Genomic DNA, 14644 nt, shown 5'->3' on the forward strand with positions numbered 1-14644 from the left:
GGTATGCGGCTCGGATCATCGGACCGGGCAGCGCCGGGGCGATGTCGCCGCAATGGCGGAACACTCTCCCCCGGCCGCAGGCACACGCGGCCGCCCGGCCACGGCTGCCCGCGCCCGGCCCCGGCAGCAGGCGTCGCGGTCCCGGCGGCGGGACGGCGACGACCCGCCGGCGACCGGGCGACGGACAGCTCGGCCGGGGCCCAGCGGCGAAGAATATGAGCACGGCTCACAGCGATGATTCGCCCGTGGAACACCCGATGCGGCACAGTGGCCCCATGAGCGCGGACACGAGGAGTCACCGGGTGGCCGGGCAGGGCGGACCGGGCCGGCGGCGGCCGGTGCAGCAGCGCAGCCAGGAGCGCTACGAGCGGCTCCTGGACGCCTGCGCGGGGCTGCTCGACGAGGTCGGCGCGGCCGCGCTCACCACCAAGGAGGTCGCGCACCGCGCCCAGGTGCCGATCGGCACGCTGTACCAGTTCTTCGCCGGCAAGGAGGACCTGCTGGCCGCGCTCGCCGGCCGCAACCTCGACCACTACCTGGAGCGCCTCGACCGCCGGCTGCTCGACGCGGCGCCGACCGGTGCCGCGGGGTTCACCGACCTCGCGGTGGACGAGTTCGTGGCGATGAAGCGGGCCGTCCCCGGTTTCGGCCAGGTGGACTTCGGGCTGGCCGGCGCGGCCGTGCCCGCCGGGGTCCGGGACGACCTGCACCTGCTCGACACCGACCTCGACAACAACACCGCCGTCGCGCTGCGCCTCCAGGCCCTCGGCGGCGACCTGTTCGCGACGGCCGACCCGGCGGCGCTCACGCTCGCACTGCGGGTGGCCCTGGAGGCGGCGGACGCCGTGCTCAAGCTCGCCTTCCGGAGCGCTCCGGACGGGGATCCGGCGCTGATCGGCGAGTGCAAGCGACTGGTCCGCTGCTACCTCGCCGAGCAGTTCGGCCCCCACTGACCGGGCCCGCCCCGTGCCCCGCCCGGCGACGTCGACCGGCCCACGACGACACCCGCCCCCCGCACCGGCCGCACGGCCAAGCCGTTGCGGGCCCGCCCCCGCCGCAGCAGAGTGGAAGCAGAACGGCCGCCCGCGCGGCCATCGCGACCCGAGGAGCAGACCATGCACGCAGCGGTAGGTGACCAGCTCCACATCCACAGCAGGGCGGTGGGCATGGTCGACCAGAAGGGCGAGATCATCGAGGTGCGCGGCGCGGAGGGCGAGCCGCCGTACATGGTCCGCTTCGAGGACGGCCACACGGGGCTGATCTACCCCGGCCCCGACTGCAACATCGAGCCCCGCCAGGCGCTCCGCTGACCCATCCGGCCGCCACCCCGGGCCCGACCGGCGCGGGGTGGTGAGCCACGTGTCCGAGCCCGCACTGCCCGGCCCGCTCGCCGGGCTCGCCCCGCTGCTCGACGAGTACGGCTACGCGGCCGTGGCGCTCTTCGTCCTGCTGGACAACTGCGGCATCCCCGCGCCCGGCCAGACCATCCTGGTGCTGGCCGCCGTCTACGCAGGCGCCGGGCACCTCGACCTGGCCGCCGTGGTCGGGATCGCCTTCGCGGCCGCCGTCCTCGGGAACAGCCTCGGCTACCTGATCGGCAGCACCGGCGGCCGCGCCTTCGTCCACCGGTGGGGCCGCTACGTGCTGCTCACCCCCGCCCGGATGGAGCGCGCCGACGGCTTCTTCGCCCGGCACGGCGGCAAGGTCGTCACCGTGGCGCGCTTCGTGGACGGGCTGCGCCAGACCAACGGCATCATCGCCGGCACCACCGAGATGCCCTGGCGGCGGTTCCTGCCGTTCAACGTGCTCGGCGCGGCGCTCTGGGTGGGGGTCTGGTCCGCCTTCGGCTACCTGGCCGGGGCCAACATCGGGGCCGTGTACCGGACGGCGGTCCGGTACCAGCTGTGGCTGCTGGTCGCCGTCGGCGTGCTCTGCGCGGCGCTCGCCGCCCGGCAGCTGCTGCGCCACCGGCGGCGCCGCCGCGAGCACGCCGACCACGGCTCCTGATCCCGCGCGGCACGCCTCAGCGCAGCGGGAACACCTCGAAGGGGACGGCGAACCGGGTGCCGAGCCGGCTGCCGGCGCCCCGGCCGAAGCCCTCCAGGAACTCCTGCGGATCGGCCATCGCACCGCCCAGCCCGGCCAGGTACGCCTTGTGCTCGGCGAGCGAGGCGACGCCCTTGTCGAAGTGCTCGGTGGTGTCCACGGCGTGCCGCGACTCGGGCGAGCCGGCCGCCCAGACCGCCCGCACCCCGTTCCACGGCTCGTACCCCTCGGCCACCAGCTCGCGGAACACCCAGCGGTTGGCGGCGTCCCGGACCGCGTCCAGGGTGGCCCGGCCGACCGCGATGTGGTCGGCCTGGTTGAGGAAGACCCCGCCGTACGTCTCACGGAAGTTGCTGGTGATGACGATGTCCGGGCGGTGGCGGCGGACGGCCCGGGCGATGTCCCGGCGCAGCGGCAGCCCGTACTCCAGCACCCCGTCCGGGTGGCCGAGGAACTCGACGGTGTCGACGCCGACCACGGCGGCGGAGGCGATCTGCTCGGCCTCGCGGAGCGGGCCGCAGTCCTCGGGGCTCATCGAGTCGATGCCGGCCTCGCCGCTGGTGACCATCACATAGACCACCTTCTTGCCCTGGGCCGTCCAGCGGGCGACGGCGGCGGCACCGCCGTACTCCATGTCGTCGGGGTGGGCGACGACCGCCAGCGCGGTCTGCCAGTCCTCGTCGACGGGCTCGAACGGCTCGGGTGCCTGCTGGTCGTTCATGGTGGTGCCGCCTCTCGGTGTCGCGCTCCGCACAGTCTCCGGGACCGCACGGTGGTCATACAGTCGTACCGCTGGCGACTCTAGAAGATCACCGAGTCGATCGACCGTCGGCCACCGCCCCGGGCAGGCCGACGCCCCCGGAGGACGTCACTCCGGTTCTCCGCCCGCCCGCTCCCCACACTCCTCCGGGCGTCACTCCGGGGCAACTTGCAGAGAGTTCTCTGCAGAGACACCTATGCAGAGAACTCTCTGCACCCTACGATGGCGCCATGACCGAACACCCCGCCCCCACCGAGCCGCCGGACCCGACCGAGCCGCAGCCGCCGGCCGACCGGCCGCTCCGCCGGCTGGACGCCCGCGGCCTGCGCGGGCTGGCCCATCCGCTGCGGATGCGGATCTTCGAGCTGCTGAAGCTGGACGGTCCCGCCACCGCCACCCGGCTCGCCGAACGGCTCGGCGAGAACACCGGCACCGTCAGCTGGCACCTGCGCCACCTCGCCGAGCACGGCTTCATCGAGGAGGACACCGGACGCGGCACCAAGCGCGAGCGCTGGTGGCGGCGGATCCCCGTCCGCAACGAGCTGAACACCGCCGAGTTCCGGGACGACCCGGACAGCCGGGGCGCGGTCGCGCTCTACACGCACGAGCTGGTGCAGCAGTACTTCAACCGCGTCACCTCCTATCTCAGCGAGGACTGGGCGGGCGACTGGCGCAACTCCGGCACCATCGCGGACTGGACCAACCTGCGCCTGACGCCGTCTCAGCTCAAGGCCCTCAACGAGGAATTGTTCGAGGTGATCGGCCGCCACACCCCCGCCCCGGACGCCGACCCGGCGCCGGACGCGCTGCCGGTCGTGGTGCAACTGCAGTCCTTCCCCCGTACCTCGCGCGGTGCCGAATGAGCGCCGGCGCCCGCGGCTCGCTGCTCCGCCGCGACCGGGACTTCCGGCTTCTCCTCACCGGCGAGGTCGCCGGCAGGTTCGGCGGCGCCCTCACCAATCTGTCGTTACCGCTGATCGCCGTCGGCGTCCTGCACGCCGGCGCCTTCGAGGCCGCCCTGCTGGTCGCCGCGAAGTGGGTGCCCTGGCTGCTGATCGGCCTGCCGGCCGGCGCGTGGGTCGACCGGATGCGCCGACGGACGGTCATGCTCGTCTCCACCGCCGTCTCCCTGGTGCTCCACCTCACCGTCCCCGCCGCCGCCGTGCTAGGCGTCCTCACCACCGGCCAGCTCCTCGCGGTCGCCACGGCGACCGGCGCCGCCGAGGTCTTCTTCCAGACCGCGTACACCGCCTACCTCCCCACCCTCGTCGCCGAACCGGACCGCGCCGAGGGGAACGCCGCCCTGCACGGCAGCGCCTCGGCCGCCCAGATCGTCGGGCTCGGCGCCGGCGGCGCCGCCGCCCAGACCTTCGGCCCGGTCAACAGCCTGCTCGCGAACACCGCCACGTTCCTCCTCTCGCTCCTCTCCACCGCCGCCATCCGCACCCGCGAGCCCGCCCCGGCGGCACGCCGCGGCGACCACCCGGGCACCGCCCCGAGCCCCCGCCCGAACCTGCGGCGCGAGGTCTCCGAGGGCCTACGCCTGATCACCGGCGACGTCTGGCTGCGCACCTTCGCCCTCCACGGGGCGCTGGCCAACATGGCCCTGATGGCCTACCAGTCGATCCAGGTCGTCTTCCTGGTCGAGCAGGCCCGTCTCTCCGACGGCGCGATCGGCGCGGTGGTCGGCGCCGCCGGTGCCGGCGGCGTGCTCGGCGCGGCCGTCGCCCGCCGGGTCGGAGCCGCGATCGGCACCGCCCGCGCCCTGATGCTCTTCCTGTTCTGGGTGCCGATGCTGGCCCTGCTGATCCCGCTGACCGGGCCGGGCGCCGGTGTCGCCTGCTACGTCCTCGGCAGTTTCGCCGTCTCGGCGGGCATCGTCGCCGGCAACGTCGTCCGGGCCACCTTCCAGCAGCGCCACGTCCCCACCCGGGTGCTCGGCCGGATCAGCGCGAGCGGTTCCTTCCTCAACTACGGCGCCATCCCCCTCGGCGCCCTGGCCAGCGGCGCGACCGCCTCCGCCGTCGGGGTGGTGCCCGCGATGTGGCTGGCCACCGCCGCCGTCCCGCTCGCCGCCGCCGTCCTCTGGCTGTCCCCGCTGCCCCGCCTGCGCGACCTCCCGGACGGCTCCGCAGCGCCGGCCACCCCGGCCGCCTCCCCCACCCCGGTCGGCCGACCCTGACGGGGCGACACCCCGCCCCCCGGCACCCCGCCCCCCGGCACCCCGCCCCCGGCACCCCGCCCCCGGCGCCGCGACACCGAGCCGTCCGGCGCGCCGACACCGGGCCCGCCCCGGCCCGGAGCCGTACGTTTCTCGTATGGCACGGAGCGCACGAGCCGGCCGGCTCACACCCCCCAGCTGGATCACCGCGGGCCTGCGCCCGCAGCCCGCACCGATCCCCTGGGCGGCCGTCGTCCGCGCCGCCGTCGCCCTCTCCGCGCCGCTCGCCGTCGGTCTCGCGGCCGGGCAGCCCCAGTACGGCGCGCTGGCCTCCATGGGGGCGCTCTCCGGAGTCATCGGCGACACCGCCGACGCCTACCGGATGCGGGTCTACAACATCGCCGTCCCCCAGCTCTTCGGCGCCGTCGGCGTCACCCTCGGCACCCTGGTGTACGGGGAGGGCTGGCTCGCCGTCGTCGTGCTCACCCTGATCGCGCTGGTCTCCGGCATGATCTCCTCGATCGGTTCGGTCGCCTCGGTGTCGGGGCTGCTGCTCCTGCTCAACGCCGTCGTCGGGGCCGGCCTGCCGATGCCGGCGCCCTGGTGGAAGCCGCCGCTGCTGCTCCTCCTCGGCGGCCTGGTGGTGCTCGCGCTCACCCTGTTCGCCTGGCCGCTGCGCGGTGGCGTCCCGGAGCGGACGGCGGTCGCGCAGACGTACCGGACCGTCGCCGACTTCCTCCGGGCGGCGGGCACCCCCGCGCACGACGAACGGCGCCTGGCCGTCACCCACTCGCTCAACCGGTCCTACGACATGCTGCTCGCCCACCGCACCCGCCGGCACGGCCGCTCCCCCGGCCTCACCCGACTGCTCGCCCAGCTCAACGCCGTGATCCCGGTCGTGGAGGCCGCCTCGGCGGCGAAGCTGCGCCCGGCCTCGCTCGGCCCGCTGCCGGACGCCTACCAGGCGGCGGCCCGGGCCCTGGCCGACACCGTCGAGCGGGGGCGGCCCGGCGAGCCGCACACGCTGGACCTGCCACCGCCGACCGGTCCCTCGGAGCGGGCCGTCGACCAGGCGCTGCGGTACGCGGCCGCCGTCGCCGGGGAGCCCGCGCCGGACCCGTTCGGCGGGGCCGACCGGCTCGGCCGCCCCGCCGTGCTGCACGTCCGGGCCCGCCGCACGGCCCGCGCGGCCCTGCTGTCCGGGGCGTCCTGGCGCTACGGCCTGCGGCTGGCCCTGTGCATCGGCGTCGCCCAGACGCTGGTCTCGGTGATCGCCGTGCCCCGCTCGTACTGGGTGGCGCTGACCGTCACCTTCGTGATGAAGCCCGACTTCGGCTCGGTCTTCTCGCGCGCCGTGCTGCGGGCGTTCGGCACGGCGGTCGGCCTGCTGATCGCCATCCCGGTCCTCGCCGAGGTGCCGCGCGGGTGGTGGGACGTGCCGACCATCGCCCTGCTCGCGATGCTGATCCCGGCGTTCTCCGCGAAGGGCTACGCCTTCCAGACCGCGGCTATCACCCCGGTCATCCTGCTCCTCTCCGACCTGCTCAACCACCAGGGGTTCCGGCTGGTGGCGCCCCGGCTCTACGACTCGCTGATCGGCTGCGGGGTCTCGCTGATCGCCGGCTACCTGCTCTGGCTGGAGTCCTGGCACACCCGGATCGGCGACCGGCTCGCGGACGCCGCGGCGGACACCGCGGCCTACGTCAGGCTGGCGTTCGACGCGGACCCCGGCCGGGACCAGTCGGCCCGGCTCCGCCACCGGCGCAGGCTCTACCGCGACCTGTCCGCCGTGCGGTCGGAGTTCCAGCGGGCGCTCACCGAACCCCCGCCCACCGGGGCGCGGGCCGCCGCGTGGTGGCCGCTGGTCATCGCCGTCGAGCGGATCGTGGAGGCCACCACCGCCACCCGGGTCCGGATCGACCACGGGGTGCCCCCGCCGCCGGCGGCCGAGGTCGCCGCCATCACCCGTGAGCTCGACGAGCTCGCGGCGGCCCTGCGCGCCGACGCTCCGCGACCCGCGACCCCTCCGCCGTCCGACCCGGCCGCCGGCACCGGGCGGACCGGCGGAGAGACCGGGCCGGAGACCGGCGAGGAGTCCGGCGGAGAGTCCGCCGAGGACGGCGTGCTGGCGCCGCTGCGCCAGGAGGTGCGGGCCGCCCGGGCGATCGCCTCCCCGGGCCCGGGCTGAGCACCGGCACCCCCTCACGCGGGACGCCTCCCCCGGCCCGGCGTGAGCACGCACCACGCGGGACGCCTGCCGAGCCCGCGCTCAGTCCTGGATCCGCTGCCAGGGCCGGTCCGCCTCCAGCGCGAACGCCAGCTCCAGCAGCAGCCGCTCCCGGCCGTGCGCGGCCGACAGGTGCACCCCGATCGGCAGCCCGTTCCCGGCCGACTCGGCGGGCAGCGAGATCCCCGGACCGCCCGTCACGTTGTTCACCGGGGTGAAGGCCACGTACCGGCCCAGCCGGTCCAGCAGCTCGTCGAACGCCACGTTCGGGCTCAAGTGCCCTATCGGCGGCGCGACATGGGCCAGCACCGGCGAGAGGATCACGTCGTGCTCGCGGAACAGTCCGCCGTACGCCGCCTCCGCCTGCCGGAGCCGGCGCAGCACGCCGGGCGTGCGCAGGAACTCCCGGTGGAAGCGCCGCCGCAGGCCCGTGGTCAGACCGTCCAGCTTCCGCGCCTGGAAGCCCGGGTCCAGCAGCAGCCGGCCGGTCGTGGCGATCATGAAGGCGATGCAGCCCCAGTAGAGCGTGAAGTCGCGGGAGAAGTCCTCGCCGAACGGCAGCGTCGCGGGCGTGACCTTGTGCCCCATCGCCTCCAGCCGCGCCGCCGTCCGCTCGACCGCCTGCCGGGTCGGCCCGTCGGTCACGGCGATCGGGGAGTCCACCACCAGGCCGACCCGCAGCGGCCGGTCCCCCGGGCCCTCCACCAGTCCGAGCGGCGGCAGCGCCGGATTGCGGTGGTGGAGTTCGGCGGCGGCGAAGAAGGCGGCGGTGTCCCGGACGGAGCGCGTCACCACACCGTCCGTCACCAGGTCGATCGGCAGCCGGCGGCCCTGGTCGTTGGCGACCAGCCGGCCGCGGGTCGGCTTCAGGCCGACCAGGCCGCAGCAGGCGGCCGGTATGCGGATCGACCCGCCGCCGTCGTTGGCGTGCGCGATCGGCACGACGCCCGCCGCGACCAGCGCGGCCGCGCCGCCGGAGGAGGCCCCCGGCGAGTGCGAGGTCCGCCACGGGTTGCGGACCGGCCGGGCCTCGGCGAACTCGGTCGAGGCGTTGAGGCCGAACTCCGGCATCCTGGTCTTGCCCAGCACCGCCAGGCCGGTGCTGAGGAACTGCTCGGCGAAGCCGGCGTCGCGCCGTGCCGGCTTGGCGCGGAACGCCGAACTGCCCTGCCCGGTGGGCATCCCCCGCAGGTCCACGTTGTCCTTGAGGTAGCTCGGGACCCCGAACAGCGGGGCCCCACCAGCCGGGGCGCTGCGCGGCTGCCCGTACGACGCGAACGCGACGGGTGCCAGCGCCGCGTCGACCCGCTCGGCGCGCGCCGCCGCGGCGGCGGCCAGCTCACCGGGAGCGACCTCGCCGGACCGTACCAGCGCCGCCAGCGCGACCGCGTCGTGCTCCCCCAACGCGTCGTCCCCGAACGCGTGGACCCGCTCCTCGGCCATCCGAACTCCCCATCCCTACCGGTCGGTAATACCGCGCGAGTTCCGCAGTCTAGGCGTGCTCCGCCCGCCCGGACACCCCACCGGACGGCCGGGGCGGGCGGGCCCGGCCGTCCGGCCCTGGTCCGGGCCACCTGATCCGACGCACCGTGAGCAACGCCGTGAGCAACGCCCGCCCGACGCCGTGCGGGCCTTCGGTGCTCCCGCCCCGGCGGCATCCCCCCGTACGCTGAGGTGCCCCGGGAACACCCCTGCGGTGTCGCCCGGGACGTCCGGCAGCACCCAACGAGCCCTCTCCCGAAGGCGGTCCGCCATGACCCGACTCCCGGTCGCCGTACTCGGCGAGTGCGTCGCCGACGCGTTCACCGACTCCTCCGCCGAGCGGCGCCCCGGCGAACTCGCGCTGCGCGTCCTGCCCGGCGGCGGCCCCGCCAACACCGCCGTCGCGCTGGCCCGGCTGGGCACCCCGACCCGCTTCCTCGGCCGGATCTCCGCCGACCCCTTCGGGGCGCTGTTCCGACAGCACCTCGACTCCTCCGGCGTCGACCTCGGCGGCAGTGTCGCGGCGGCCGAACCCAGCACCCTGGCCATCGCCACCGTGGACGAACTGGGCCAGGCCCGCTACTCGTTCCACGCCGAGGGCACCGCCGACTGGGCCTGGACGCCGGCCGAGCTCGGCGCCCTCCCGCTGGCCGGCGTGGGCTGTCTGCACACCGGCTCGCTCGCCCTGGTCCGCGAGCCCGGCGGCCCCCGCGTCGAGGAGTTGCTGACCCGGGCCCCCGGCCGCCCGACCGTGTCGATCGACCCCAACGTGCGTCCGCTGCTGGTCGATCCGGCACGCTACCGGTCCCGGCTCCCGCACTGGTGCGCGGCCGCCGACATCCTGCGGCTCAGCGCGGACGACCTCGACCTGCTGCTGCCCGGCGTCAGTCCCGAACGCGCCTGCGACGACTGGCACCTGGCCGGCGTTCGACTGGTCGTGATCACCCTGGGCGGCCGGGGCGCGCTGGCCTCGCTGGACGGCGAGCGGCTGACCGTCGACGCCCCGCGGACCGACGTGGTCGACACCATCGGCGCCGGCGACGCCTTCACCGGCGGCCTGCTGCACCACCTCGGCGGGATCGGCCGGCTCGGCGGCCGCCTCGACGCGCTGACCCCGGAGGAGGTGCACGACGCCTGCCGCTTCGCCGCCCGGGTGGCCGCCCTGACCTGCTCGGTCGCCGGCCCCAACCCGCCCTGGCACGCCGACCTCCGGGACCGGGCCGACTCCTAGCCCGACGCCCCGCACCGGTGGCCCGTGCTCCGGCATCCCGTCGGCCGCCCCGGGTAGGCTCCGAAGATCACCCGTACACCGACCGTCGGCCCCTCGACCCTCGCCCGGCACACCACGATCACTCCGCGATCCCACCGTGTTCCCACCGAAGGCAGGCCCCCCTTGCTCGACTACGACGACACCGGGTTCCGCCGCGCCGGCGCCCCGCACCGGATCATCTCCGGCGCCCTGCACTACTTCCGCGTCCACCCCGACCTCTGGGACGACCGCCTGCGCCGGCTGCGCGCGATGGGCGCCAACACCGTCGACACCTACGTCCCCTGGAACTTCCACGAACTGTCCTCCGGCGAAGTCGACTTCACCGGCTGGCGGGACATCGCCCGGTTCGCCGGGCTGGCGCGGGCGAACGGCCTGGACGTGATCCTGCGCCCCGGCCCGTACATCTGCGCGGAGTGGGAGTTCGGCGGCCTCCCGGCCCGCCTGCTCGCCGCCGACGGCGTGCGGCTGCGCTGCGCCGACCCGGCCTTTCTGGCCGAGGTGGACGGCTGGTTCGACGCCGTGGTGCCCGAGATCCTGCCGCTGCTGGCGAGCCGCGGCGGCCCGGTGGTCGCCGTCCAGGTCGAGAACGAGTACGGCAGCTACGGCGACGACGCCGGGTACCTGGCCCACCTGCGCGACGGCCTGCTCGGCCGGGGCCTGGACTGCCTGCTCTTCACCACGGACGGCGCCGAGGACGCCCTGCAGCAGGGCGGCGCGATCCCCGGCCAGTTGGCCACCGCCACCTTCGGGTCGCGGGCCGCCGAGCGCTTCGCCGTCCTGCGCCGCCACCAGCCCAAGGGCCCGCTGACGGCGATGGAGTTCTGGATCGGCTGGTTCGACCGGGTCGGCGGGCCGCACCACGTCCGCGACGCCGGGGAGTCCGCGCGCTCCCTCGACGAACTCCTCGCGACCGGCGCCTCGGTCAATCTCTACATGGCCCACGGCGGCACGAACTTCGGCTTCTGGTCGGGCGCCAACCACTTCGGCGCCCATCCGTACGACGCCGGGTACGAGCCCACCTCCACCAGTTACGACTACGACGCGCCGATCGGCGAGGCGGGTGAACTGACCGAGAAGTTCCACGCGTTCCGGTCCGTCATCGCCAAGTACGCCCCACTGCCGGACGCGGCGCTGCCGGAGCCCGCCCCGCGCGTCGCGCCGCAGCGGCTCGCAAGCCCGACCGGCCGTGCCCGCCTGCTGGCCTCCCTCGACGCGCTGTCCACGCCGGTCCGCAGCGCGACGCCGGAGCCGATGGAGCGGGTCGGCCAGTCCCTCGGCCTGATCCACTACCGCACCCGGGTGCCCGGCCCCCGCCCGGCCGCGGCGCTGCGGATCGACGGGATCGGCGACCGGGCCCACGTCTTCGCCGACGGCGTGCCGCTCGGCGTCCTGGACCGCAATGCCCCCGGCGGGACGCTGCCGCTGGAGAGCGGCCCGGCCGGTGCGGCGCTCGACATCCTGGTGGAGGCACTCGGCCGGGTGAACTACGGCCCTCAGCTGGACGACCGCAAGGGCATCGGCCGCGGCGTCTCGCACGGCTCCCAGCGCCTCTTCGACTGGGAGATCCGCCCGCTCCCGCTCGACGACCTGGGCCCGCTCGCCTTCGGTGACGCCACCGCACCGGCCGCCGACGGCGACCCGGTCTTCCACCGCTTCGAGGCCGCGCTGGAAGCCCCCGCCGACGCCTTCGTCGCCCTCCCGGACTGGGGCCGGGGCCTGCTCTGGCTGAACGGCTTCCTGCTCGGCCGCTACACCCGGCAGGGCCCGCAGCGCACGCTGTACGCGCCGGCCCCGCTCTGGCGGGTCGGCCGCAACGAGCTGGTCGTCCTCGAACTGGAGACCCACGGGGAGGCGGTCGAACTCCGCGACACGCCGGACCTCGGCCCCACGGCGGCGGCGCCCAGCGCGGACTACTGAGACCCCCGGAGCGCCGAGCCCCCGGCGCCCGGAATCCGGCGGGCCTCCGGCCCCGCGAACGGCCTCGGCCGGCGCGGACGCGGCGGTCCGGCCGCTCCCTCGGCGATGGCACTATCGCCACATGGTGCTACTGTCGATATCACCATGTTGCTCAAGCTGGACCTCACCGACAACCGCCCCCTGCACGAGCAGGTCGCGGGTGCGATCCGGCGCGCGATCGCCGAGGGCGAGTGCGCGCCGGGCGACCGACTGCCGCCCGCCCGGGAGCTCTCCCGCGCGCTCGGCGTCAACGCCAACACCGTCCTGCGGGGCCTGCGGGCCCTCCGGGACGAGGGAGTGCTGGAGTTCCGCCGGGGGCGCGGCGTGACCGTCGCCGGCGGCGCCGGCCAGCGCGCCGAACTGGCCCGGCAGGCGGCCGAACTGGTCGCCGAAGCGGCCCGCCTGGGGTACAGCCGGGCCGATCTCGTCGAACTGATCAGGAGGCTGCCGTGAGCAGTGGGGGGAACCGGAATCGTGGAGCGCGCTGGAGCGCGGCGGCCTGGGTGGCCGGCGTCCTGGCGGCGCTGGTCGCCCTGCCGGTGAGTGCCGCCGGGCGGCTGCCCGAGCGGGTGGCCACCCACTGGGGCGACGGCGGGCACCCGGACGGCTCGCTGCCCCGCTGGGCCGTCCCACTCTTCCCCGCCCTGATCTGGGCGGTCCTGGTGCTGGTCCTCGCCCTGCTGACCCGGCGCACGACCCCGCCGGCGCGCCCCTGGTTCGGCGCGACGCTGCTCTTCACCGGCGTCCTGCTGACCGGCGCCCAGGCCGCCATCGTGCACGCCAACCTGGACCGCGCCGACTGGGCCGAGGCCGACGGAGTCGGCGCCGCGGTCGCCCTGACCCTGGGCGCGGCCCTGCTCGCCGGTCTGCTGGGCCTGCTCGTCGGCCGGCGCGGTACGACGGCCGCCGCGGCCCCGGCCGGCGGACCGGTGCTCGACGTCCCCGTGGGAGAGCGGTTCGTCTGGCTCTCCTGGACGACCAACCCCTGGCTCCAGCTGACCGCCGCCGTGTTCGGTCTGGCCGCGGCGGCCGGGGCGATCGCCGCGGCCGGCGGCCTCATCGACGCCCCCTGGGCGGCGATCGCCCCGCTGGCCCTCGCCGCCGCGGCGGTGCTCGGCTGCTCCTCCGTCCAGGCCCGGGTGACGCCCGAGGGCCTGGAGGTGGCCTTCGGCCCGGCGGGCTGGCCGGTCCGGCGCTGGCCGGTCCAGGACATCGAGTCGGCCCGCGTCGAACAGCGGACGCCCGCCCAGGTCGGCGGCTGGGGCTACCGGCTGAGCGGGCTGGGCACCACCGTGATGCTCCGGCGCGGCGAGTGCCTGGTCGTCCACCCGCGCACGGGCGCGGAGTTCGCGGTCAGCGTCGACGACGCCGAGCGCGGCGCCGCCCTGCTCAACACCCTCGCGGCGCAGCGGGCCGACAGGTGACCACGCCCGGCCCGGCCCCGAAGGAACCGCGTGCCCGGCAGGAATGCGCCCGGCCCACCGGTGGTTGACGCTTCGACAGGCCGATGATCAAGGCCTGACCAGGTGTGCGACCCCGGGGGGAACCAATGTCGAGCAGTACCACCGTCCACGGCAGCGTGGCGCCGGGATTCGAGGGGGTGCGCGCGGAGTTCGCCGCCGTCGTGGCCACCGATCCGGGCCACGGCGGCGCCCAGCTGGCCGCCCATCTGGACGGCCGCCGGGTGGTGGACCTCTGGACGGGCGAGGGCATGGCGGGTGACTCGCTGCTCTCCCTCTACTCCTCGGCGAAGGGCGCCGCCCATCTGGTGGTGGCGCTGCTGGTGCAGCGGGGCGTGCTCGGCCTGGACGAGGAAGTGGCCCGTCACTGGCCGGAGTTCGCGGCGGAGGGCAAGGCCGGGATCACCCTGCGGCAGGTACTGGAGCACCGGGCCGGACTGATCGGTGTCGACGGCGGCTTCACCGTCGAGGAGTTGGCGGACGACCGGCGGATCGCCGCCCGGCTGGCCCGTCAGAAGCCCTACTGGGAGCCCGGGACGGCCTACGGCTACCACGCCTTCGTCATCGCCGCGCTCACCGGCGAGGTGGTCCGCCGCCGCACCGGCCGGTCCATCCAGGAGCTCTACGAGGAGGAGGTCCGGGCGCCGTACGGGCTCGACTTCCACTTCGGCCTGCCGGCCGGCCTGGAGCCGCGCCACCTGCCGGTGCTGGCCGCCCGCCCCACCCCGGAGCAGCGCGCGGCGGCCGGCGGGCCGCCCGCTCCGGACAGCCTCACCGGGATCGCCTTCAACCTGAACGCCGACCCGCCCACCGACCTGGTGGAGTTCGCCGGCACCCCCGCGGTCCGCGCCCTCGGCCCGGCCTCCGTCGGCGGGGTGGGCAGCGCCCGCGGGCTGGCGGCGATGTACGCGGCGGCCGCCTTCGGGCTCGACGGCCGGCCGCCGCTGCTGACGGCGGAGACGATCGCCGAGTTCGGCCCGGTCCGGACGACCGGCGTCGACCTGGTCACCGGTGAGCGCGACCACTTCGGCCTCGGCTTCGAGGCGCAGGGGTCGCGCTACCCCTTCCTGGGGCCGGACGCCTTCGGGCACAGCGGCGCGGTGGGCGCCCAGTCGTTCGCCGATCCTCGCAGCGGAGTGGCGTACGGCTACACCCGCCGCAGGTTCGGCACCGAAGGCGGTGGTGCGCGGTGCCGAGGACGTAGAGGCCACCGGCCGCCTTGACCTCGTCCTGCTCCGCCTTCACGGACGCCTTGGCCTTCTCCAGCGCGGCCGGGAACGCC

13 protein-coding genes are annotated in these 14644 nt (G+C 75.7%); 11 read left to right on the top strand and 2 right to left on the bottom strand.

Annotated features, from left to right (window positions below; translation table 11 throughout):
- The first annotated feature begins 275 nt into the window (after window positions 1–275).
- From ABZ495_RS24180 to ABZ495_RS24190, 3 genes are all read left to right on the top strand, one after another.
- Window positions 276–953, top strand: coding sequence for a TetR/AcrR family transcriptional regulator (locus tag ABZ495_RS24180; RefSeq protein WP_359809831.1), 678 nt, complete (start codon window positions 276–278; stop codon window positions 951–953).
- A gap of 162 nt (window positions 954–1115) precedes the next feature.
- Window positions 1116–1310, top strand: coding sequence for a DUF1918 domain-containing protein (locus ABZ495_RS24185; protein ID WP_329491028.1), 195 nt, complete (start codon window positions 1116–1118; stop codon window positions 1308–1310).
- Window positions 1311–1359: 49 nt separating this feature from the next.
- The gene (locus ABZ495_RS24190) at window positions 1360–2007 is read left to right on the top strand and encodes a DedA family protein (RefSeq protein WP_359809829.1); all 648 of its coding nucleotides are present in this window, start codon (window positions 1360–1362) and stop codon (window positions 2005–2007) included.
- Between the two features lie 16 nt (window positions 2008–2023).
- Here the strand turns inward: ABZ495_RS24190 and ABZ495_RS24195 are convergent, their stop codons facing one another.
- Entirely contained in the window at window positions 2024–2767 is a 744-nt protein-coding gene (locus tag ABZ495_RS24195; protein ID WP_329491026.1) for a PIG-L deacetylase family protein, read from the bottom strand.
- Window positions 2768–3036: 269 nt separating this feature from the next.
- Between ABZ495_RS24195 and ABZ495_RS24200 the strand changes: the two genes are divergently transcribed.
- The 3 genes from ABZ495_RS24200 to ABZ495_RS24210 all read left to right on the top strand — a co-directional run bounded on the left by ABZ495_RS24200 (window position 3037) and on the right by ABZ495_RS24210 (window position 7155).
- Window positions 3037–3669 carry a helix-turn-helix domain-containing protein gene (locus ABZ495_RS24200; protein WP_359837993.1) on the top strand — a complete coding sequence of 211 codons (633 nt, stop codon included), beginning with the start codon at window positions 3037–3039 and terminating at the stop codon, window positions 3667–3669.
- Entirely contained in the window at window positions 3666–4988 is a 1323-nt protein-coding gene (locus tag ABZ495_RS24205; protein WP_359837995.1) for an MFS transporter, read from the top strand. Before ABZ495_RS24200 ends, ABZ495_RS24205 begins: the two co-directional genes overlap by 4 nt.
- Window positions 4989–5124: 136 nt before the next feature.
- The gene (locus ABZ495_RS24210; protein ID WP_359837997.1) at window positions 5125–7155 is read left to right on the top strand and encodes an FUSC family protein; all 2031 of its coding nucleotides are present in this window, start codon (window positions 5125–5127) and stop codon (window positions 7153–7155) included.
- A gap of 81 nt (window positions 7156–7236) precedes the next feature.
- Here the strand turns inward: ABZ495_RS24210 and ABZ495_RS24215 are convergent, their stop codons facing one another.
- A complete protein-coding gene (locus tag ABZ495_RS24215; protein ID WP_359837999.1) occupies window positions 7237–8637 on the bottom strand; it encodes an amidase in 1401 nt (466 codons plus the stop codon).
- Window positions 8638–8947: 310 nt separating this feature from the next.
- Here ABZ495_RS24215 and ABZ495_RS24220 point away from each other — a divergent pair, with 310 nt between their 5' ends.
- The 5 genes from ABZ495_RS24220 to ABZ495_RS24240 all read left to right on the top strand — a co-directional run bounded on the left by ABZ495_RS24220 (window position 8948) and on the right by ABZ495_RS24240 (window position 14585).
- Window positions 8948–9907, top strand: coding sequence for a carbohydrate kinase (locus ABZ495_RS24220; RefSeq protein WP_359838001.1), 960 nt, complete (start codon window positions 8948–8950; stop codon window positions 9905–9907).
- A 162-nt stretch (window positions 9908–10069) separates the two neighbouring features.
- The gene (locus tag ABZ495_RS24225) at window positions 10070–11863 is read left to right on the top strand and encodes a beta-galactosidase family protein (RefSeq protein ID WP_359838003.1); all 1794 of its coding nucleotides are present in this window, start codon (window positions 10070–10072) and stop codon (window positions 11861–11863) included.
- A 144-nt stretch (window positions 11864–12007) separates the two neighbouring features.
- Window positions 12008–12355, top strand: coding sequence for a GntR family transcriptional regulator (locus tag ABZ495_RS24230; protein ID WP_329491019.1), 348 nt, complete (start codon window positions 12008–12010; stop codon window positions 12353–12355).
- On the top strand, window positions 12352–13326 hold the full coding sequence (locus ABZ495_RS24235; RefSeq protein WP_359838005.1) for a DUF1648 domain-containing protein: 975 nt from the start codon (window positions 12352–12354) through the stop codon (window positions 13324–13326). Before ABZ495_RS24230 ends, ABZ495_RS24235 begins: the two co-directional genes overlap by 4 nt.
- 125 nt (window positions 13327–13451) lie before the next feature.
- Window positions 13452–14585: a serine hydrolase domain-containing protein gene (locus ABZ495_RS24240; protein WP_359838006.1), complete on the top strand. Its 1134-nt coding sequence runs from the start codon at window positions 13452–13454 to the stop codon at window positions 14583–14585.
- Window positions 14586–14644 lie beyond the last annotated feature (59 nt).

Source organism: Kitasatospora sp. NPDC005748 (genome assembly GCF_040630735.1).
In the GTDB taxonomy this organism is placed as follows: domain Bacteria; phylum Actinomycetota; class Actinomycetes; order Streptomycetales; family Streptomycetaceae; genus Kitasatospora.

Excerpts from the sequence above, each read along its gene's own strand:
- ABZ495_RS24195 (WP_329491026.1), bottom strand. The coding sequence starts at position 2,767 with ATGAACGACCAGCAGGCACCCGAGCCGTTCGAGCCCGTCGACGAGGAC.
- ABZ495_RS24205 (WP_359837995.1), top strand. The coding sequence starts at position 3,666 with ATGAGCGCCGGCGCCCGCGGCTCGCTGCTCCGCCGCGACCGGGACTTC.
- ABZ495_RS24185 (WP_329491028.1), top strand. The coding sequence starts at position 1,116 with ATGCACGCAGCGGTAGGTGACCAGCTCCACATCCACAGCAGGGCGGTG.
- ABZ495_RS24215 (WP_359837999.1), bottom strand. The coding sequence starts at position 8,637 with ATGGCCGAGGAGCGGGTCCACGCGTTCGGGGACGACGCGTTGGGGGAG.
- ABZ495_RS24230 (WP_329491019.1), top strand. The coding sequence starts at position 12,008 with ATGTTGCTCAAGCTGGACCTCACCGACAACCGCCCCCTGCACGAGCAG.
- ABZ495_RS24220 (WP_359838001.1), top strand. The coding sequence starts at position 8,948 with ATGACCCGACTCCCGGTCGCCGTACTCGGCGAGTGCGTCGCCGACGCG.
- ABZ495_RS24200 (WP_359837993.1), top strand. The coding sequence starts at position 3,037 with ATGACCGAACACCCCGCCCCCACCGAGCCGCCGGACCCGACCGAGCCG.
- ABZ495_RS24210 (WP_359837997.1), top strand. The coding sequence starts at position 5,125 with ATGGCACGGAGCGCACGAGCCGGCCGGCTCACACCCCCCAGCTGGATC.
- ABZ495_RS24240 (WP_359838006.1), top strand. The coding sequence starts at position 13,452 with ATGTCGAGCAGTACCACCGTCCACGGCAGCGTGGCGCCGGGATTCGAG.
- ABZ495_RS24180 (WP_359809831.1), top strand. The coding sequence starts at position 276 with ATGAGCGCGGACACGAGGAGTCACCGGGTGGCCGGGCAGGGCGGACCG.